Annotated in this window: 15 protein-coding genes; 9 read left to right on the forward strand and 6 right to left on the reverse strand. The window is 74.4% G+C overall.

Translation table 11 applies throughout. The features are described from left to right. Positions 1-220 precede the first annotated feature (220 nt). The gene (locus AC07BF_RS25310) at positions 221-1,639 is read left to right on the forward strand and encodes an acyl-CoA synthetase (protein WP_478333950.1); all 1,419 of its coding nucleotides are present in this window, start codon (positions 221-223) and stop codon (positions 1,637-1,639) included. 311 nt (positions 1,640-1,950) lie between these two features. After that, the gene (locus AC07BF_RS25315) at positions 1,951-2,886 is read left to right on the forward strand and encodes a C40 family peptidase (RefSeq protein ID WP_478333951.1); all 936 of its coding nucleotides are present in this window, start codon (positions 1,951-1,953) and stop codon (positions 2,884-2,886) included. 105 nt (positions 2,887-2,991) lie between these two features. Here the strand turns inward: AC07BF_RS25315 and AC07BF_RS25320 are convergent, their stop codons facing one another. Beyond that, positions 2,992-3,894 (reverse strand): PfkB family carbohydrate kinase, encoded by a 903-nt coding sequence (locus tag AC07BF_RS25320; protein WP_478318423.1) that lies wholly within the window; start codon positions 3,892-3,894, stop codon positions 2,992-2,994. A gap of 465 nt (positions 3,895-4,359) precedes the next feature. Here AC07BF_RS25320 and AC07BF_RS25325 point away from each other — a divergent pair, with 465 nt between their 5' ends. Both AC07BF_RS25325 and AC07BF_RS25330 read left to right on the forward strand, forming a co-directional pair. Then, the gene (locus tag AC07BF_RS25325) at positions 4,360-5,427 is read left to right on the forward strand and encodes an NUDIX hydrolase (protein WP_363588746.1); all 1,068 of its coding nucleotides are present in this window, start codon (positions 4,360-4,362) and stop codon (positions 5,425-5,427) included. A 164-nt stretch (positions 5,428-5,591) separates the two neighbouring features. Continuing rightward, positions 5,592-6,431 (forward strand): DUF4184 family protein, encoded by an 840-nt coding sequence (locus AC07BF_RS25330; protein ID WP_478333952.1) that lies wholly within the window; start codon positions 5,592-5,594, stop codon positions 6,429-6,431. On the opposite strand, the gene AC07BF_RS25335 is transcribed toward AC07BF_RS25330, so the two are convergent. Continuing rightward, positions 6,407-7,771: a M20/M25/M40 family metallo-hydrolase gene (locus tag AC07BF_RS25335; RefSeq protein WP_478333953.1), complete on the reverse strand. Its 1,365-nt coding sequence runs from the start codon at positions 7,769-7,771 to the stop codon at positions 6,407-6,409. The two genes, AC07BF_RS25330 and AC07BF_RS25335, sit on opposite strands and share 25 nt — an antisense overlap. 262 nt (positions 7,772-8,033) lie before the next feature. On the opposite strand from AC07BF_RS25335, the gene AC07BF_RS25340 reads away from it, so the two are divergent. Further along, a complete protein-coding gene (locus AC07BF_RS25340; protein ID WP_478333954.1) occupies positions 8,034-9,458 on the forward strand; it encodes a geranylgeranyl reductase family protein in 1,425 nt (474 codons plus the stop codon). A 163-nt stretch (positions 9,459-9,621) separates the two neighbouring features. Here AC07BF_RS25340 and AC07BF_RS25345 read toward each other — a convergent pair whose 3' ends face one another. Then, the gene (locus AC07BF_RS25345) at positions 9,622-11,925 is read right to left on the reverse strand and encodes a glycosyl hydrolase family 18 protein (protein WP_478333955.1); all 2,304 of its coding nucleotides are present in this window, start codon (positions 11,923-11,925) and stop codon (positions 9,622-9,624) included. 210 nt (positions 11,926-12,135) lie between these two features. Beyond that, a complete protein-coding gene (locus AC07BF_RS25350; RefSeq protein ID WP_400811696.1) occupies positions 12,136-13,122 on the reverse strand; it encodes an ArsR/SmtB family transcription factor in 987 nt (328 codons plus the stop codon). Between the two features lie 314 nt (positions 13,123-13,436). Between AC07BF_RS25350 and AC07BF_RS25355 the strand changes: the two genes are divergently transcribed. Then, complete coding sequence (locus AC07BF_RS25355; RefSeq protein ID WP_478318416.1) at positions 13,437-14,684, forward strand: MFS transporter; 1,248 nt, start codon at positions 13,437-13,439, stop codon at positions 14,682-14,684. 169 nt (positions 14,685-14,853) lie between these two features. Next, the gene (locus AC07BF_RS25360; protein ID WP_063350153.1) at positions 14,854-15,627 is read left to right on the forward strand and encodes an enoyl-CoA hydratase family protein; all 774 of its coding nucleotides are present in this window, start codon (positions 14,854-14,856) and stop codon (positions 15,625-15,627) included. 144 nt (positions 15,628-15,771) lie between these two features. On the opposite strand, the gene AC07BF_RS25365 is transcribed toward AC07BF_RS25360, so the two are convergent. Next, on the reverse strand, positions 15,772-16,533 hold the full coding sequence (locus AC07BF_RS25365; RefSeq protein WP_363631559.1) for a maleylpyruvate isomerase family mycothiol-dependent enzyme: 762 nt from the start codon (positions 16,531-16,533) through the stop codon (positions 15,772-15,774). A gap of 168 nt (positions 16,534-16,701) precedes the next feature. On the opposite strand from AC07BF_RS25365, the gene AC07BF_RS25370 reads away from it, so the two are divergent. Beyond that, a complete protein-coding gene (locus AC07BF_RS25370; RefSeq protein WP_363588732.1) occupies positions 16,702-17,457 on the forward strand; it encodes an acyltransferase in 756 nt (251 codons plus the stop codon). Positions 17,458-17,508: 51 nt separating this feature from the next. Here the strand turns inward: AC07BF_RS25370 and AC07BF_RS25375 are convergent, their stop codons facing one another. Continuing rightward, positions 17,509-18,939, reverse strand: a complete 1,431-nt coding sequence (locus tag AC07BF_RS25375; RefSeq protein WP_478318414.1) for a PucR family transcriptional regulator — start codon at positions 18,937-18,939, stop codon at positions 17,509-17,511. Between the two features lie 114 nt (positions 18,940-19,053). On the opposite strand from AC07BF_RS25375, the gene AC07BF_RS25380 reads away from it, so the two are divergent. Continuing rightward, positions 19,054-20,040 carry an esterase/lipase family protein gene (locus tag AC07BF_RS25380; protein ID WP_478318412.1) on the forward strand — a complete coding sequence of 329 codons (987 nt, stop codon included), beginning with the start codon at positions 19,054-19,056 and terminating at the stop codon, positions 20,038-20,040. The last annotated feature ends 121 nt before the right edge of the window (positions 20,041-20,161 follow it).

Genomic DNA, 20,161 nt, shown 5'->3' on the forward strand with positions numbered 1-20,161 from the left:
CCACAGGTGACCGCGGGGGGGAAAGCCCAGAAGGGGCGGCCCCCCAAAAAGGGGGGGGGGGGGGGGGGCCCCCGGCCCCCCCCCCCCCCCCCCTCCGGCGTTTCCGGCACAGGTCGGTACAAGCCAGGTGGGCGGCGGCTGGTGACCGCTGCCCACGGACGGTCCGGGTGCGGCCCGTAGAGTCGGCGCGACAGCGTGAGACGAGGGCGAGGACGGAAGCATGGCACTGCTGACCGCACTTCAGGGCGATTACGGGGACGCGGCGGACGCGCTGCGGATCGACGGGCGGGCGCTGTCCCGCGAGGAGCTGCTGGGCGCGGCGACCGCCGTCGCTGACCGGGTGGCCGGTGCGCCCGCGCTCGCCGTGCTCGCCCGGCCCGCCGTCGAGACGGTCGTCGCCGTGGTCGGCGGCCTGCTGGCGGGCGTGCCCGTGGTGCCGCTGCCGCCCGACTCCGGGCCCAAGGAGCGCGAGCACATCCTGCGCGACTCGGGTGCGGTGCTGCTCGCGCACGCCGTGGGCGACGCGGTGCCGGGTGAGGTGGAGGGGGTGCCGGTCGACCCGGCGGACCGCGCCGCCACCACGTTCGCCGAGCCCGCGCCGGACGCCACCGGCTTCGTCCTCTACACCTCCGGCACCACCGGGGCGCCCAAGGGAGCCGTGATCCGGCGCCAGGCGATCGCCGCCGACCTGGACGCGCTCGCCGCGGCCTGGCAGTGGACCGCCGAGGACACCCTCGTCCACGGCCTGCCGCTGTTCCACGTCCACGGACTGATCCTCGGCGTCCTCGGCGCCCTGCGGACCGGCAGCCGGCTCGTGCACACCGGGCGGCCCACCCCGGAGGGGTACGCGGCCGCGAGCGGCAGCCTGTACTTCGGGGTGCCGACCGTCTGGTCCCGGGTGGCGGCCGACCCCGGGGCGGCGGGTCGGCTGGCCTCGGCCCGGCTGCTGGTCTCCGGCAGCGCGCCGCTGCCGGTACCGGTGTTCGAGAAGCTGGCCGCGCTCACCGGGCACGCCCCGATCGAGCGCTACGGGATGACCGAGTCGCTGATCACCGTCAGCACCCGGGCGGACGGCGAGCGTCGGCCCGGCAGCGTCGGCCTGCCGCTGGACGGGGTGCGCACCCGGCTGGTCGGCGAGGACGGCGCGCCGGTGCCCTCCGACGGGGAGAGCGTCGGAGAGTTGCAGGTCGCCGGGCCGACCCTGTTCAGCGGGTACCTCAACCGGCCCGACGCGGACGCCGAGGCCTGGACGGCTGACGGCTGGTTCCGCACCGGGGACGTCGCCGTGATCGGTGAGGACGGCTTCCACCGGATCGTCGGTCGCGCCTCCGTCGACCTGATCAAGAGCGGCGGCTACCGGATCGGCGCCGGTGAGGTGGAGGCCGCGCTGCGCGACCACCCCGCGGTCGCCGACGCGGCGGTGGTCGGTGCGCCGGATGAGGACCTCGGGCAGGCCGTCGTCGCGTACGTCATCCCGGACGGCGCCGTGACGGGGGAACAGCTGACGGCCTTCGTGGCGGAGCGGCTGTCCGCGCACAAGCGGCCGCGCCGGGTCGTGCTGGTGCCCGAACTGCCCAGGAACGCGCTGGGAAAGGTGTTGAAGAAGCAGCTGCTGGCGGAGGCGGACCAGCAGGGGTGAGGGGGCGTCGGGCAAGCGGCCCGATGACTGGCCTTCACCCTGATACCCCGTCGGTGCTCACCGGCCGTGAACCCTTCCATTGGCTCACTCCACTGCGCGCCGTGAGCGGACGCGTGCCTACCGTGACACGCAGGCAGAACTGAATCCCTGGGCGGCATGCCGCGGCTCCCGGTCGCACGACCGGAGGCCGTGGCATGCCGGGCGGGGTCTGCCGAGCCGTACGTGCCGTCTCACCGGGACGTGCGTGTCCGTAGCCGATTCCGCAGCCGCCCCCGTGGCGGCAGTTCGCAGCAGTGAGGGAAGACAGCAGGATGACCACCGTCAACACCGGCGCGCCGGGTGCCGCCGACGAACCGACCGGGCAGCACGCTGCCACCACCGTCGACCAGCGGGCGGCCACCGTCAGCCCCGTCCGCCCCGTCCGTCCCTCGCGGGCCGCGCGGGTGCGTCGGGGGATAGGCATGGTGGCCGTGATCGTGGCCGGTGCGGGTGTGATCGGCGTCGGCCCCGGCGTCAGCCCCGCCGTCGCCGCCGAGTCGGCACCGGCGCACGCCGGGTGGGACGGCTCGCGGTACTGGTTCAAGAACAGTCAGGGGCAGTGGCGCTGGACCACGCACTACGACGTGTACGTGGCGCGGACGGGGGGCGGATCCTCCTCCGCAGCGAAGGCCCCGTCGACGGGCGCGAAGTCGAGCGGGGGGATCAAGCAGGGCTGGGACGGGTCGCGGTACTGGTTCAAGAACAGCAAGGGGGAGTGGCGCTGGACCACGCACTACGACGTGTACGTGGCGCGGACGGGGGACGGGTCCCCGTCGTCGTCCGGGTCGTCCGGATCGTCCTCGTCGGGTTCGTCGGGCTCGGCCGCCGGCGCGGTGGCGGGGGACCAGGGCGTCGAGTCCGCCGTGCAGTTCGCGCTGAGCCAACTGGGCAAGCCGTTCCGGACCGCGGGCAACGGGCCGGACGGGTACGACTGCTCGGGCCTCGTGCAGCAGGCCTTCCGACGCGGCGGGGTGAACCTGCCGCGGGTGGCCAACGACCAGTACGCGGCGACCACGCCCATCAGCGCCGGCCAGCTGCGCCGGGGCGACCTGCTGTTCTGGTCCCCCAACGGCACCAAACGGGGCATCCAGCACGTGGCGATCTACCTGGGCAACAACCAGTACGTCGAGGCGGCGCGGCCGGGCACGCTGATCCGGATCTCGGGGATCAGCAGCGGCTACTACCCGTCGTACATGGGGCGGCCGTAGACCGAGTGCTGCTAGGCACGTGAGCCGGGGCGTTCGGGAGTTGTGGCCCGGGCGCCCCCACCGGGGGTGAGCCCGGCCCGCCCGGGCCCGTCGGGAAGCGGCTGGTCAGAGGTCGGTCGGGCGGGGGAGGGCGCCACGGGCGCCCAGGGCGGTGACGGCGAAGGCGCCGGCGGCCACGGCGGTGGCGGCCGCGGCGGGGAGGGAGGCGCCGCGGGCGAGTCCGGCGGCGAGGGCGCCGCAGAAGACGTCGCCGGCACCGGTGGTGTCGACGACCTGGACGGCGGGGGCGGGCAGTCGGGCCGACCGTCCCTCGGTGGCGACCAGCGCGCCCTCGCCGCCGAGGGTGAGTACGACGCCGTCGGCGCGGCGGGCGAGGGCCCGGGCGGCCTCCTCGACGGTGGGGGCACCGGTCAGCTGGCGGGCCTCGACGGCGTTGGCGACGACCAGGGGGTGGCGCCCGGTCGGACCGGTGTCGGGGAGCGAGCCGGCCGGGGCGGCGTTGTGCACCCAGTGGGTGCCGTCGGCCGGCAGGGCGGCGGCGGTCGCTCGGATGCACTCCTCGGGGACCTCGCCGCTGGTGAGGAGCACGTCGACGGGGAGCAGGTGCAGGCGGGCGAGTGCGGCGGTGACCTCGGCGGCGGTCAGGTGGGCGTTGGCACCGGGGACGACGACGATGCTGTTCTCGCCGGCGGGGTCGACCATGACGATCGCCTGCCCGGTCGGCGCGTCGGGGTGGGTGAGCACGGAGGCCGTCTCGACTTCCGCGCCGCGCAGGTCGGTGAGCGCGGCTTCGCCGTCGGCGTCGTGCCCGACCTTCGCGACCAGGTGGACGGCGGCGCCCATGCGCGCCGCCGCCACCGCCTGGTTCGCGCCCTTGCCGCCGAACCCCTGGGTGGCGGCGGTGGCGAGGACGGTCTCGCCGGGGGCGGGGAGGACGGGGCAGCGGAGGATGCGGTCGGCGTTGATCGAGCCGATGACGATGACGCGGCCGGCTGGGAGCAGCTTCATCGTTCCTCTGTACGTGCTGGGGTGCGCGCGGCGCAAGCGGGCGCCGGGGGGCGCGCGAGGGGCGCGGGGAAGAATATGTCGACCGGTCTACTGAATTATGCAGACCGGTCTAGATATTGCCGGGAGAAATCTGTCGGTCGGTCTACATAGTCGGGTGGAGGGGGTGATGGGAGGTGATCTGGGGTGATGATGGCGCACAGGAAGTCGGACGGGCCGACTTCCTGTGCGCGCAGGGTGTGAGCAGGGTGCAACTTTGATGTAGACCGGTCTACATATTTCTCCCGGAAGGCGGCTGGCCTGGGCACATGCCCCTGTCAAGGGGCGGAGTGGGGCGCAACGGCGGGCGCGGTGGGGAGGTATGGGGAGCGGCGTGGCGCGGGTACCACCACGGGTGGCGCTGGTTCGGCCGACGGGGGCGCTGCCCGGTGCGAACGGCATCGGGGCAAGTCGAGGGCAGGGGACGTTGTGATCGTCTGGGTCAATGGCACATTCGGGGCGGGCAAGACGAGTGCCTGCCGCGAGCTGGTGGAACTGCTGCCCGGGAGCGTGCTCTTCGATCCCGAGCTGGTGGGCTTCGGCCTGCGCCGGATGCTCCCGGCCGACCGGCTGGCGACGGTGTCCGACTTCCAGGACCTGGCGGCCTGGCGCCGGCTCGTCCCCGAGACGGCGGCCGCGCTGCTCAGTGAGGTCGCGGGCCCGCTGGTGGTCCCGATGACCCTGCTCAGGGAGGACTACCGGGACGAGATCTTCGGCGACCTCGCCTCCCACGGCATAGCGGTGCACCACTTCGTCCTGGACCCAGAAGAAACGATCCTGCGTCACCGCATCGCCCACCGCGACGAGTGCCCGGGAGATCCGGAGGCCAGCGAGCGGGTCCGCACGTGGTGCTTCGAGCACGTGGCCCGCTACCGGGCCGCCCGGCGCTGGCTGGTCGAGGACGCCCGGATGCTCGACACCAGCGAGCTCACCCCCCGCGAGACCGCCCACCGGATCGCCGAACTGGTCCGCGTCGGCGCCGCCCGCTGCCCGATCGTCCAGACCCCCGACCCGACCGGGGACACCGTGGCCTCCGCCGTCCTGTTCTTCGACGAACAGGACCGCGTCCTGCTGGTCGACCCCGTCTACAAACCCGACTGGGACTTCCCCGGAGGCGTGGTCGAACGCGGCGAGGCCCCCACCGACGCGGCCCTGCGCGAGACCGCCGAGGAACTGGGCCTGCGGCTCGACCCGACCGGGCTGCGCCTGCTCGCCGTCGACTGGGAGCCGCGCACCGGCCCGCGCCGCGGCGGCCTGCGCCTGATGTACGACGGCGGCCAACTGGACGCCGCCTCCCGCCAGAACCTGCTGCTCCAGGCCGAGGAACTGCGCGACTGGCGCTTCGTCACCCTGGACGAGGCCGCCGACCTGCTGCCCCCGAGCCGCTACCGCCGCCTCGCCGCCGCCCTGGACGCCCGCCGCAGCGGCGAGTTGCGCTACCTGGAGGCGGGCCGCCGGGTCGCGCTCGGCCTGGCCAGCACGGCGGACGCGGCGTAGCCGCCTGGGGTGCCTGACGAGCCCGGGTGCCGGGCCGTCCAGAGGCGGTGGCCGCTGTCCAGAGGCGCTGGCCGTTGGCCCAGGTCGTTGGCTGTTGGCCCAGGTCGTTGGCCGTTGGCCCAGGCCGTTGGCCGATGGCTCGGCAGGGGCGGGAGGATGGGGGCATGCCGTTCACACTGAGCCACCCCGCCGCCGTCCTGCCCCTGCTGCGCGCCGCCGGGGAGCGCGGGCCGCTGGTCGCCTCGGCGCTGGTCGCCGGATCGATGGCGCCCGACGTCCCGTTCTTCGCCGAGTCGCTGCTGCCCGGGGTGTACGGCCACGGCGGTCTGACGCACCGCTGGTGGGCCGTGCCGACGCTGGACGTGGCGATCGCGGGCGCGCTGGTGGCCGGCTGGCACGGCCTGCTGCGCGCGCCGCTGGTGGCGCTGCTGCCCGACCGGTGGGCGGGCGCGGCCGAGGCGCTGACGGTCCGGCGGTCCGCCGGAGCCGGGGCGGGTGCGGGGGCGGCGTGGTTCGCGGCGTCGGCGGCGATCGGTGCGGCCACCCACGTCGGCTGGGACGCGTTCACCCACGAAGGCCGGCTGGGTGTCCGGCTGCTGCCGGTGCTGGACCGGGAGGTGGCCGGGGTTCCGCTCTACTCGGCTCTGCAGTACGGCAGTTCGGCGCTGGCTCTGGCCGCGATGGCGGGCTGGGCGGTGCGGGCGGCGCGGGGCGTGGAGCCGGTCCGCCCGGCCGTGGCACTCGCTCCCCGGGCGCGCCGCGCCGCCGTCGCGGCCCTGGGCGCGGCGACGGCGGTCGGGGTGCTGCACCGGCTGGTCCCGCTGCGGCGGAACCTGATCCCGGAGTTCTGCTTCGGCGCCGGGGCCGGGCTCGCGGTGGGGGCGGTCGGTTACGCGGTGGTGGCGGGTGCCGCCCGCAGGTTCCGGGGCGGGCGGCCGGTGCCGGGGACCGCCGACGGCGGCCCCCGGACCAACGTGCGTCAGACCGAGCGCAGTTCGGCGTAGCGGCGGAGGAACAGGGCCTCGGAGAGGGCCATCCGCTCCAGCTCCTGCGGGTCGACGCTCTCGTTGACCGCGTGGATCTGGGTGGTCGGCTCCTCGACGCCGATCAGCACGATCTCGGCCTTCGGGTAGAGCGAGCGCAGCGTGTTGCAGAGCGGGATCGAGCCGCCCTCGCCGGAGGCGACCATCTCGGTGCCGAAGGCCTCGGCCATGGCCTCGCCCATCGCCTCGTACGCCGGGCCGGTGGTGTCGGCGTTGAACGGGGCGCCGGTGCCCTGGCGTTCGACGGTCAGACGGGCGCCGAGCGGGACCTGCGCCTCCAGGTGGGCGACCAGCGCGTCCTGGGCGGCGGTCGGGTCGCTGCCCGGCGGGACGCGCAGGCTGACCAGGGCCTTGGCGGCGGCCTGGACGGAGGAGGTGGCGCCGATCACCGGCGGGGCGTCGATGCCGAGGACGGTGATCGCGGGGCGGGCCCACAGGCGGTCGGCGATGGTGCCGGTGCCGGTCAGGGCGACGCCGTCGAGCACCTTGGCGTCGGAGCGGAACTGCGCCTCCGAGTACTGGACACCGCTCCAGGTCTGGCCGCCGGTCAGTCCGGCCACCGCGACGTCGCCGTGCTCGTCGTGCAGCGAGGCGAGCATCCGGACCAGCGACTGCAGCGCGTCCGGGGCGGCGCCGCCGAAGGCGCCGGAGTGCAGGTTGCCGGCCAGGGTGGTGACCGCGACCTCGACGACCGTCATGCCGCGCAGCGAGGCGGTCACGGTGGGCAGGCCGGGGGCGAAGTTGCCGGTGTCGCCGATGATGATGGCGTCGGCGGCGAGCAGTTCGGGGTGGGCCTCGGCGTAGCGCTCCAGGCCGCCGGTGCCCTGCTCCTCCGAGCCCTCGACGATGATCTTCAGACCGACCGGGTAGCCGTCGCCGTACACCTGCCGCAGGGCTCGCAGGGCGGTCAGGTGCATCAGGATGTTGCCCTTGCAGTCGGCGGCGCCGCGCCCGTACCAGCGGCCGTCACGCTCGGTCAGCTCGAAGGCGGGGCTGAGCCAGGCGCTCTCGTCGAGCGGGGGCTGGACGTCGTAGTGCGAGTAGAGCAGCACGGTCGGCGCGCCCTGGGGGCCGGGCAGTTCGGCGTAGACGGACTGGGTGCCGTCCGGGGTGTCCAGCAGTTGGACGTTGGTCAGGCCCTCGGCGGCGAAGGCGTCGGCGACCCAGCGGGCGGCCTTCTCGCACTCCTCGACCGGGAACTGGCGCGGGTCGGCGACCGAGGGGAAGGCGACCAGTTCGGCGAGGTCGGTGCGGGCACGGTCCATCAGGGACCGGACGGTGTCGGCCAGCGGCTGTGACATCGGGGCTCCGAGGGGAAGGCTTCGCCCGAGGGGTGGTGCGGGCGGAGGGGGCGGTTTGGGTACCGCCGATCATAGGCGGACTCGAACAGTCCGATCGGGTGGTTTTGCCCGGCGATCCCGCCCGGCGCACCGTCTGGTGGATCGGCCCGATGGATCGGCCCGGGTTCGATCTGAGTTCGGTCCGGGTTCGATCCGGGTTCGGTCTGGCGTTCGGGGCGGCGCGGCCAGCGGCGGGCTCGGCGGACGCATAGGATTGCTCGACGTGACTGACTCCGGAAGCTCCGATTCCCGCAGCCCACTCGACACCGAGGTCTCGCCGCTCGACGCCGAGGTACCCGGACGGCCGTCAGGTCAGCCGTCAGGCGAGGCGTCCGAGGGGGCGCCCGAGACGGTGTCCGAGACCGGGACCGAGACGGTGTTCGAAGCCGCGACCGAGGCTGGGACCGAGACCGACGGCGCGACCGAAGCCGAGACCGAGACCGCGCCGAGGGTCGGTCGGTCGGCGCCCGAGCCGCTCGACGGTGTCTGGGACGTCGTGGTGGTCGGCGCCGGACCGGCCGGAGCCTCGGCCGCGCACGCCGCCGCCGTCCAGGGCCGGCGGGTGCTGCTCCTCGACAAGGCCGAGCACCCCCGTTACAAGACCTGTGGCGGCGGCATCATCGGCCCGTCCCGGGACAGCCTGCCGCCCGACTTCCGGCTGCCGTTGCAGGACCGCGTGCACGCCGTCACCTTCGCCTACGACGGGCGGTTCACCCGGACGCGTCGGTCCCGGCGGATGCTGTTCGGCCTGGTCAACCGGGACGAGTTCGACCTGCGCCTGGTGCAGGCGGCCAAGCAGGCCGGGGCGGTGCTGGTCACCGGAGTGACCGTCACCGGCGTCGAGCAGCGCGGCGGCGAGCACCGGACGGCGCTGGTGACGGCCGCCGACGGGCGCACCTTCGAGGCGCGCGCGGTGGTCGGCGCGGACGGCAGCGCGAGTCGGATCGCCCGGCACGTCGGTGTCACCTTCGACCAGATCGACCTCGGCCTGGAGGCGGAGATCCCCGTCCCGCCGCAGGTCGCCGCGGACTGGTCGGGCCGGATCCACCTCGACTGGGGCCCGCTGCGCGGCAGTTACGGCTGGGTGTTCCCGAAGACCGAGTCGAGCAGTCTGACCGTCGGCGTCATTTCGGCGCGCGGCGACGGCGAGCGGACCAAGCAGTATCTCGCCGACTACATCCGGCGGTTGGGGCTGTCCGGCTTCACCCCGAGCGTGGAGTCCGGGCACCTGACCCGCTGCCGGGCCGAGGACTCGCCGCTCTCCCGCGGCCGGGTGCTGGTCGCCGGGGACGCGGCCGGACTGCTGGAGCCGTGGACCCGCGAGGGCATCTCCTACGCGCTGCGCTCGGGCCGGCTGGCCGGCGAGTGGGCGGTGAAGGTCGCGGAGGCGGGCAAGGCGGCGGACGTGCGGCGCGAGGCGTTGAACTACGCGTTCGCCATCAAGGCCGGGCTGGGCGTGGAGATGCGCGCCGGCAAGCAGCTGCTGGGCGCCTTCGAGCGGCGCCCGTACCTGTTCCACGCGGCGGTCTGCCTGGTGGCGCCGGCCTGGCGGGCCTTCGCCCGGACCACCCAGGGGCACACCTCCTTCGCGCAGGTGCTCCGGCAGTACCGGGCGGCCAGGAAGCTGGCGGCGATGGCGTCCCGGTGACGGGAGGCGCATTCGGCCTTGGAGGCCCGTCAGGCCCGTCAGGCCCGTCAGGTATGTGAGGCACCTGAGGCGCTTGAGGCACCTGAGGCGCGGGCCGGCGCTCCGTCGTTCTCGGAGCGCCGGCCCTTGCTGCCCTACCGGCCCAACGGGCCATGCCCTCCGGCTATTTGAGACCGGAGTCGAGTGCGTTGATGAGCGTGCCGGAGGGGGTGTCGCCGGACATCTCCCAGATCATGCCGCCGAGCAGGTTCTTCGACTTGAGGTAGGCCGTCTTCTGGGCGATCGACCAGGCGTCGTCGAAGGTCCACCACTGGCCGCCGGCTCCGGTGTAGCCGTACGTCGCAATGGACTTGGGGTCGTGGTACACGGTCAGGTTGGGGACGCCGGTGATGAGGTTGTTGTAGCCGCGGGTGCCGGCCTCCTCGCTGAACTGGCCCGGGGCCGCGCCGTTCGCGGACTGCCACAAGCCGGAGGCGCCGCCGTCCGCCACGCCCTGCCAGCCGCGCCCGTAGAACGGGAAGCCGATGGTGAGTTTGCGCGGGTTGACCCCGGCGCCGAGGTAGGTCTGGACCGCCGCGTCCACGCTGAAGTGGAAGTTGTACGGGTCGTTCGGGTCGGCGTAGAGGTTGGCCTGGGGGCCGGTGCGGTTGGGCTCCCAGGAGTTGTCGCTGCCGGAGCCGTGGAAGTCGTAGCCCTGGACGTTGGCGATGTCCAGCGAGCTGAAGATCTTCGTGAGGTCCCAGCCCGCGGCGACCTTCGCCGGGTCGGCCGGGGTGAAGGCGGTGAGCAGCTTGTGGGATCCGCCCAACGCGTCGAGCTGCTTGCGGAATTCGGCCAGCAGCAGGGTCAGGTTGCCCTTGTCGTTGGCGCTCCAGTGGTTGCCCGCGTGGCCGTCGGCGGAGCCGGGCCACTCCCAGTCGAGGTCGATGCCGTCGAAGATCCCGGCCGCCACGCCGTCGCCGCCGGCGCCGTTGTAGACCGGCAGGTTGCCCTTGATCCACACGTCGAGGCAGGACTTGACGAACTTCTGGCGGGACGCGTCGGTGGCGGCGACGTCCGAGAAGTACTTGGAGTACGTCCAGCCGCCGAGTGAGACGACCACCTTCAGGTTCGGGTACTTGGCCTTCAGCTTCTTCAACTGGTTGAGGTTGCCGCGGAGTTTGCCCCAGCCGTCGTCGGCCACGCCGTCCACCGACTGGTCGGCGCTCATCGGGCGGGCGTAGTCGGCGTCGGCGTCACCGGCGCCGGTGCCCTGGTCCGGGTCCTGCGGGTTGGCGGTGGTGCCCTTGGTGACGCCCGCCAGACAGGTCAGGTTGACCGGATCGATGTTCTCGAAGGCGTAGTTGACGACGTCGAGCTTGGCCGCGCTGCCGGAGGTGTCGAGGTTCTTGACGAAGTACTGGCGGCCGTAGATGCCCCACTGGACGAAGTAGCCGACCCGGGCGTACTTTCCGGCGCCGACCAGGTCCGAGGTGGTGGCGGTGAGCGGGGCGGAGGCGGGAGAGGCGTTGTCGGCGGGGTCGCGGGCCTTCACGGTGAACGTGTAGGTGGTGGACGGGGACAGGCTGCCGACCGTCGCGGTCAGGGTGCTGCCGCTGACCGTCGCCACCAGCGTGCCGCCCTGGTAGACGTCGTACGCGGCGACCCGGACGTTGTCGGTCGCGGCGTTCCACGCGAGCGTGACGTCCGACGAACTGATCGCCGTGGTCCGGAGGTTGGTCGGCGCGGTGGGCGGGACCGGGTCGGTCGACGGGTCGAAGGTGGCGGCGGTGACGGGCGCGCTGAGCGGTCCGGTGTTGCCGCGGCTGTCCTTGGCCCGGACGGACAGCGTGTAGGTGGTGGCCGGGGTGAGCCCGGTGAGCAGGGCGCTGGTGGTGGTGCTGGAGCCGACCACGACGGCGCCGTTGAGCACGTCGTAGGAGGCCACCGGGAAGTCCCCGCCGGTGGCGACCGGCCAGGTCAGGGCGAGCGTGTGCGCGGTGGACTCGGTGACCGCCGGGGTGCCCGGCGCGGACGGTGGGACGTCGGCGGTGCCGTCGCACTTGTCGCCGTTGATGCGGCAGTTGGTGGGGGTGGCGACCGGGCCGTTGCCGACGAACCAGAAGCTGTACGGCTCGGTGGTGCTGTGGGCGTTGACGGTGGCGTTGTAGAACGCGTTGGTCGCGGTGACGTGCCGGCCGTTGACGGTGGCGGTGCCGTTGTAGCTGTTGCCGATGGTGACGCCGGCCGGCAGGTCGAACTCCAGGGTCCAGCCGGTCACGGCGGTGGCGTTGTCGTTGTGGACGATGTAGGTGCCCTGCCACCAGGAGCCGTTGTCGGCGGTGGTGAAGGAGGCGGTGAGTTTTCCGGCGGCGTTCGCCGGGGCGGCCAGCGCGGTGAGCGCGGCGAGGGGCAGGACCAGGACGGAGAGCAGTGCCAGCAGTCTGCTGCGCACGCGCGGGCGCCTGGCCCGGGATCGAGCGGACATGGTTCTCCCTGTGGCTGTGGGGGTTGGACAGGGCGACGTAGAACCGCGGTGCTTGGTGCGTGTGCGATGGGTGCCCGCGCCGTGGGGAGACGGGGCATGGGCACTGTAGGAGGACTGGACCAATGCGTCAACAGGTCTGTACCACTGGGGAGTTGGTGGACCAGCCGCCGTGGTGCGGGCCGGTCGGGGGGAAGACGAGGGCGAACTCCGTCACCTGTTCGCCCCCGTCAGCTCGTCCCCGAGCGGGCTGCGCAGGTACAGCACCGAGCGGCCGTGCCGGGCCCGGGTGACCAGGCCGGTGGCGGCGAGGACGGACAGGTGCTGGCTGACCGCGCCGGGGGTGACGCCCAGCCGGTAGGCGAGGTCGGTGGTGGAGGCGGGTTCGGCGAGCAGGGCCAGCAGCCGGGCCTTCGGCGCGCCGACCAGCGCCTCCAGGGCGCGCGGCGGCACCGGCGTCCCCGGGCCGGCCATGCCCGCCTGGCCGCGCGCCGGGTAACTGATCTGCGGCGCACGCTCGTTGCTGATCATCGTGATCGCGCCGCGGGCGAAGAAGGTCGGGATGAGGACGAGGCCGCGGCCGTCCACGGCGGTCTCCGCGTCCCAGTCCGTCCACCGGCGGTTGATCGACAGGACGCCGTCCTCCCAGTGCAGCCGGTGGTCCAGGTCGGCGAAGAGCGCCGCCGCGCCGTGCCGGGAGAGCAGCCGGGCCCGGTAGACCAGGTCGGCGTCCAGGACCGCACGGGCCTGCGGCCACCAGGACGGCGCGAGGCAGACCTCCCAGTACTCCTCCAGCGCATCGGCGATCCGCTGCAACAGCCGTGCCGGGTCGGCCAGTCCGGCGGCGAGCGCGGCGGGCAGGGGCCGCCCGTGCGGCAGGAAGACCTGCTCCAGTTCGGGGCGCAGCTGCTCCGGCGGCAGCGCGCGGACGGTGGCCAGCTCGGTGCGGAAGTCGGCGGCGGGCGAGGCCGGGCGGGGCGTCAGGAAGTCGGGGATCCAGCGGTTCCCGGCGATGAGTGACAGCAGCAGCGTGGAGTCCAGCCGTTCGAAGGCGGGCCGGAGCCGTTCGAAGGCCGGGGTCTGGAGCTGGTAGACGCCGGGGTGGGTCCACATGCGCAGGCTGAGCGAGGCCTCCTGGATCGGGGAGACGGCGAACCAGGTGGTGGCGAGGTCGGCCAGGCCGAGCGTGAAGCGGTGCACGGGGGCGGTCTCCTGCGACGCGGCGCGTGGGCGCCGGGGCTGGGGCGCGTGGGGCGCGTGGTTTTAGCCAGAGCCTAAAGGAGTACCGGACCCGGGCCGCCAGGCGGTGTGATCAGCACATGACCACCACCTCGCCGGCGGAGACGTCCGGACCCGACCCCGCCATGCCCGGAGGCGCCGCCATCACGGCAAGCACCGCAAGCACCGCAACCACCGCAACCACCGCAAGCACCGCAACGACCGCAGACCCCGGAGACGTCGCGGACCCAGGAGGCCCCGCAGGCCCGCAGGCCGGCGGCGGGCTCGTCAGCGCCGTGCGACGGCGGCTGCACCCCGACCCGATGGTCCGGCGGCTGGCCGGGCTCACCCTGGTCAACACGATGGGCAGCGGCCTGTCCCTGTCCGTCGCGGTGCTGTTCTTCACCCGGGTGCTCGGTCTGAGCGCCGCCCAGCTGGGGCTCGGGCTGACCGCCGCCGGCCTGTGCGGGGTCGTCGCGAGCGTGCCGGCCGGGCGGGCCGCCGACCGTTGGGGCGCCCGGCCGGTGCTGGTCGTGCTGGTCGCGGCGCAGGCGGTCGGCACCGCCGGGTACACGCTCGCGCACAGCTATCCGGCCTTCGTGGTGCTGGCCTGCGGGGTCGCGGCCGTCGACCGTGGCTCCGCAGCCGTACGGAACGCGCTCTACGCCGAGGTGCTGCCGCCCGACCGCCGGGTGGCGGGCCGGGCCTACCTGCGGGTGGTGACCAACGTGGGCCTCTGCCTGGGTACGGTCGTCGGCGCGATCGCGCTCCAGGTGGACACCAGGCCGGCCTATCTGACGGCGATTCTGGCCGACGCCGCCTCCTTCGTGGTCGTCGCCGTGCTGTTCCACCGTCTCCCCGTCCTCGCGCATGCGGCCCCGGTCGCGCTGCCCGTGGGACCGGAGGCCGACGGTGCCGGGCGGGGCAAGCGGCGCAATCCGGCGCTGCGGGACGGCCCGTTCCTGGTCGTGACGGTGCTGAACGCGGTCCTCGCCCTGCAGTTCGCCGTCCTGGAGGTCGGCGTGCCGCTGTGGATCATCCATGACACCGAGGCGCCCCGGATCACCGTCGCGGGCACCCTGATCGTCAACACCCTGCTGGTGATCGCCCTCCAGGTGCGGGCCACCCGGGGGACGGAGGACCGGTCGACGGCCGCCCGGCTCTGCGGCCGCGGGGGGCTGCTGCTCGCCGCCTCGTGCCTGGTCATCGGCCTCGCGCACGGCCTGCCCGCGATCGTCGCCGCCGTGGTGGTGCTCGGCGGCATCGCGTTGCAGTCGCTGGGCGAGGTGTTCGGCCAGGCCGGCGGCTGGGCGCTCAGCTACGACCTCGCGGGGGAGCGTGACCACGGCGCCTATCAGGGCGTGTACAACGCGGGTTCGGCGGCGGCGATGATGGCCGGTCCGGCGTTGGTCAGCACCGCCGTGATCGGGTTCGGTCCGGCCGGTTGGGTCGTCCTGGGCGCGGTACTGGCGGCGGCGGGCCTGGCGATGGGCCCCGTCGTCCGGTGGGCCGGGCGACGGGGAGGGTACGCCGAGGGCCGGTGACGCGGCCGCTCCCGGACGGGCGCGAGGGCCTCGATCCCGATCGGCACCTCGGGCAGGATTGGCTCTGGCCGAGGGGCGGGTGGGCGTGCCAGAGTCGTCCGGGCGCGGCCCGGGCACCCGGGCGGCACCGCAGTCCGACCCACCCTCAGCCGGAAGGCAGGCCCCGCCGATGACCAGCGCAGAGCCCCTCGTCCGCGTCACCACCGCCGACGCCGTCACCACGATCACCCTCGACTCGCCGCACAACCGCAACGCACTCTCCACCCGGCTGATGGCCGAACTGCACGCCGGTCTGGCGGTCGCCGCGGCCGACCCGGAGGTCCGGGCCGTGGTGCTCGGGCACACCGGCAAGGTGTTCTGCGCGGGTGCGGACCTGTCCGAGGCGACCGGCGCGGACCCGACGGTCGGCCCGCGCGGCCTGGTCGAGCTGCAGCGGGCGATCGTCGACTGCACCAAGCCGGTGATCGCCGTGATCGACGGGCACGCCCGGGCCGGCGGCCTCGGCCTGATCGGCGCGGCGGACCTCGCCCTCGCCGGGCCGGCCGCGACCTTCGCGTTCACCGAGGTCCGGCTCGGCCTCGCGCCCGCCGTGATCTCGCTGCCGCTGCGCCCCAAGCTGGACCCGCGCGCCGCCTCCCGCTACTACCTCACCGGCGAGGTCTTCGACGCCGCCGAGGCCGCCCGGATCGGCCTGATCACCCGCGCCACCGAGTCCGCCGAGGACACCGGGGTCGCGTTGAAGGGCCTGCTGGACGCGCTGCGCCAGGGCTCCCCGCAGGGGCTGGCGGAGTCCAAGCGGCTGGCCAACGCCGAGGTGGTGCGGTCCTTCGAGCGGGACGCGGAGGGGCTGGTGGAGCTGTCGGCGCGGCTGTTCGGGTCGGCGGAGGCGCAGGAGGGGATGCGGGCGTTCCTGGAGAAGCGGCCCGCGCGCTGGGTGCGCTGACCCCGGGCCACTCCACCCTGGGCCACTCCACCCCTGGCCACTCCACCCCAGGCCACTCCACCCCGGGCCACTGCGCACCCCTGGCCACTCCACCCCGGGCCGCTCCCAGCGCGCGGCGCGCCGCGAGCTACGTGCGGCGCGGCCTCAGCCGATGACCGCGCTGGTCCGCCAGAGTTCGAGCAGCGCCTCGTCGCCGTCGAGTTCGACCTGCGCGGGTCCGACCGGGAGCCGGTTCCACAGCAGCAGGTACAGGTCGTGGGCGGGGCCGGTGAGGGTGAGGTCGGCCGGTTCGGCGGCGCCGCCCGTGCCGACGGCCGGCGGCTCCTGGGTGATGGTCAGCTGCCAGGAGCCGGGGCCGTCGGTGGTCCGGACCCCGATGGTGCGGGTCCGTTCGCTGCGCAGCCGGGAGCGGCTGCTGGCCACGAAGCCGCTCAGCAGTTCGTCGATGCCGTCGAGGGCGAGGGCGGTGTCCACCCGGGGGCCCTCGGTGCCGGCCGCCGCGTCGGCGTCGGCGCGGTGGACGGCGGTCTCGTGCGCCTGGCGGCGGGCCCAGAACCCGAGCGGGCTGGGCGACGGCAGGAAGCTCCAGCACTCGACGTCGGCCGGGGCCCGGGTGAGCGTGTCCACCAGGGCGGCGTGGCCTTCGCGGAACCAGTCCAGCAGTGCCGCGTCGGACGGCGCCGGCCCGATCACGGCCCGGCTGCCGTCCTCGTCGAGGGGCGCGCGCAGGCCCTGGGAGGGGTAGGCGGCGGCCCAGCGGTGGACGTTCCCGACGTGCCTCAGCAGGTCGTTCAGGTTCCAGTCCGGGCAGGTCGGTACGGGGGCGGCGAGGTCGGTCCGGGCGGCGGCCTCGGCGAGCAGGGTGCCCTCGCGGCGCAGGGCGTCAATGTGTTCGGTGATCTCCATGGGAGGGAGTGTGGCACCGGAGCCCGGCGTCGGTCGCGGTTTTCGGACCCGCCCGGGCGGAGGGCCAGGCCTGGCCGTGGGAGGCCGCAGGCCAGGGCGGGTGCGGGACCGGTGTGATGTTGACCGCCCGGCCGCCGGTCGGACCCTACGGGCCGGTAACGTGAGCTCATGCCGATAACCCGTTCGCTGCTCTCCGCGGTCCGAGCCGGTGGCCGCCGTGCCGCCGGCCGCCTCGTCCACCGGGGCTGGCGCTGGGTACAGCGGACCGGCGCGGTCACCCGGCAGAGCCCGGGCCCGTACCGGTTCGGCGAGTTGGGCGACGGTACGACACTGGCGTTCCCGCTCGGCGCGGTCTTCAACGAGCAGTGGATCACCATCGGGCCGTTCTCGATCATCGGCGAGCGGGTCACCATCAGCGCCGGTTTCCTGCCCGGCCTCGACCTCGGGCCCGAGCCGATCGTGCGGATCGGCGGCGGCTGCGTGATCGGCCGGGACAGCCACATCGTGGGCCACCAGTCGATCGTCCTCGGCGACGACGTGTGGACCGGGCCCGGCGTCTACATCTCCGACCAGGCTCACGAGTACCGGTCCACCGACCTGCCGATCGGCAAGCAGTGGCCGCGCAACGAACCGGTGGAGATCGGCGCCGGGAGCTGGATCGGCACCGGCGCGGTGATCCTGCCGGGGGCCCGGATCGGCCGCAACGTGGTGGTCGCGGCGGGCGCGGTGGTGCGCGGCGAGGTGCCCGACCACAGCGTGGTGGCCGGAGCGCCGGCCAAGGTGGTCCGCCGGTGGACGGCCGAGGAGGGCTGGCAGCCGCCGCTGCGCCACGACGCGCCCCAGCCGGTGCCGGACGGCGTGACGGCGGAGCAACTGCGGGCCCTGGTGGGGTGGGACCTGCGGTTGCCGGGGGAGCGGGACTGATGCACCCGCGCCGCCGTCCCGGTGGCGCGGGTGTCGTCGGCCGGACACGCCCTAGCGGACTGCGGGGGCCTGTTCGGCGGCTCGGGCGGCGATGGCGGCGGTGATCCGCAGGACGTCGGCGGGGCGGGCGGGGTCGAGGCCGGTGAGGGCGGCGATCCGGCGCAGCCGGTAGTCGACGGTGTTCGGGTGCAGGTGCAGGGCGCCCGCGGTGTGTCGCCGGTTGAGCCCGCCGGCCAGGTGGGTGCGCAGGGTGGTGAGCAACTCGCCGCCGTCGGCGAGCGGTTCGAGCAGTGCGGCGAGCCGGGGGCGGGCCTGGCTGGGGCGGGTGAGCTGGTATTCGAGCAGGACGTCGTCGAGCCGGTACAGGCCGGGTGGACGGTCGAACGCGCGGGCCACGTCCAGGACTTCGTACGCGAGCGCGGCCGCGCTCGGCACTTCGCCAGGTGCGGCGGCCGCCGCTGCGGCCAGGACGGGGACGCCCCCGGCCCGGGCGGCCGCTGCGACGGTGGCGGCCAGGTGCTGCCACGGGAGCTCGGCGGGCGTGCCGGGTCGCCCGGGCGCTCGCTCCGGCCGGGCCTCCGGGGGCGAGCCGAGCGGGACGAGTGCGAGGCCGCCCGAGGGGGTGAGCGCGGTGATCGCCGACTGCCGCGTCCGGTGGTCGAGTTCGGCGATGAGCCGGCGGAGCTTGCGGCGGCCGGCGATGCCCGGGTCGACGCCGGGGGCGTGCTCGTCGGGGTGGTCGGCGACGGACAGGCACAGGACGGCGTACCGGGGCGGTAGTCGGAGTCCGGCCCGGGCGGCGGCCTCGTCCGCCGGGGCGCCGGCGAGCAGCGCGGTGAGCAGCGACTGCCGGGCGGCTGCGTGCCGGTCGCCGGCCGGGCGGCGTTCGTCGAGGTAGCCGGCGCCGGCGGCGGTGGTGGCCTGGCGGAGCTGGTCGAGCAGCAGCCGGTTGAGGACGAGCAGGTCGGCGGCGTCGCCGTCGCGGGCGTGCCGGGTGACGAACTCCCAGCAGACCTCCAGCCCGAGATGGTGGGCGAGCAGGACGGCGTCCAGCGGCAGGCCCTCCTCGGCGCGGCGGGCGGCGGCCTCCCGGACGGCGGCGAACTCCTCGTCGGGGGTGGGGAGTCCGGTGCGGACGGCGTGGGCCAGGGCGCGGATCCGGCGCTCGGTGTCGCGGGTGAGTTCGCCGGTGAGCTGTTCGCGGGGCAGGCGGTGGTACACGGGCACGCGGTCCAGCAGTGCGGCGACCACGCTCTCGGCCAACTCGCCTACACCGCCCAGGAGTCGCTGGTCGGCGGGCCGGCCGCCGATCACCGGGACGCGCCAGCCGGGCATCCGGTCGGCGGTGTGGTCGGGCGCGCGGACGGGTGTGCGGTCGGGCATGCGGCCGGGGGTGGCGGTGGGCGCGGAGTGCGGCTCGCAGCGGGGTGTGGCGTCGGGTGAGCGGCCGGGCGAGGCGGCGGGTGCGTTGTGACCGGTCACAGAGAACACCGTCCAGGTCTGGGGAACGCCCAAGGGCCGGGCCGGAGGGGCGACCGCATGATGGAGCCACTCGGGTTACCTGTTGGTAACAAACTTCCGCCGTGGAGGCAACAGTTGAGAACCCCACTTCTCCGCTTCTCCGCAACTCCCGTGCGCCGCAGGCTCGGCGGGGCCATCGGCGCTACCGTCCTGGCGGGCGCGCTGCTGGCCGGCGCGTCGGCCGCCCCGGCGAGCGCCGCGACGTCCCCCTCCGTCGCGCCCGCCGCCGCCCGCTCCATCACCCCCGCCGCCGCCTCCGCCGAACTGCCGCCCGACGGTGACTCGGTGGCCTCGCCGCCCGGCGCCAACGACTGGAACTGCCGCCCGAGCGCCGCGCACCCCGATCCGGTGGTCCTCGTGCACGGCACCTTCGCCAACCGCTACGAGAACTGGCTCGCCCTCTCCCCGCTGCTGAAGGGCCTCGGGTACTGCGTCTTCGCGCTCGACTACGGCACCATCCCGGGCGTCACCTCCAGCGGCAGCGGCCTGCTGCTGCCGATCGGCGGCCTGGGCCCGGTGCCCGAGTCGGCCGCCCAACTCGGGCGGTTCGTCGACCTGGTGCTGAAGGCGACCGGCGCGGCCAAGGTCGACATCGTCGGGCACTCGCAGGGCGGCATGCTGCCGAACTACTACCTGAAGTTCCTCGGCGGCGCCGCGAAGGTCGGCCGGCTGGTCGGCCTGGCGCCGTCCAACCACGGCACGACGCTCGACGGGATCACCAAGCTCGTGCCGTACTTCCCCGGCGTCGCGGACCTGGTCTACACCGTCTGCCAGGCCTGCCGCGACCAGGCGGTGGGCTCCGACTTCAACCGCACGATGGCCTCCCGTTCGGACACCGTGCCGGGCGTGACCTACACGGTGATCTCGACCGTGTACGACGAGGTCGTCACCCCGTGGCGGACCCAGTTCCTGACCGGCCCGGCCGTCGACAACGAGGTGCTGCAGAACCACTGCCCGATCACGCTCGCCGAGCACGTGGCGATCGCGTTCTCGCCGACGGCGCTGCACCTGGTGACCAACGCCCTGGATCCGGCGCACGCCACACCGGTGTTCTGCGGCTGATCCGCACCCGTCGGAACGGCGGGGGGGGGGGGGGGGGGGGGGCGGGGGGGGGGGGGGGGGGGGGGGGGGGGGGGGGAGTGTGGCTTCCTCTCTTTCCAGCAGGGAGGGGAGGGGTGGTCAG

The sequence above is a fragment of the Kitasatospora sp. NPDC043950 genome, from assembly GCF_056435345.1.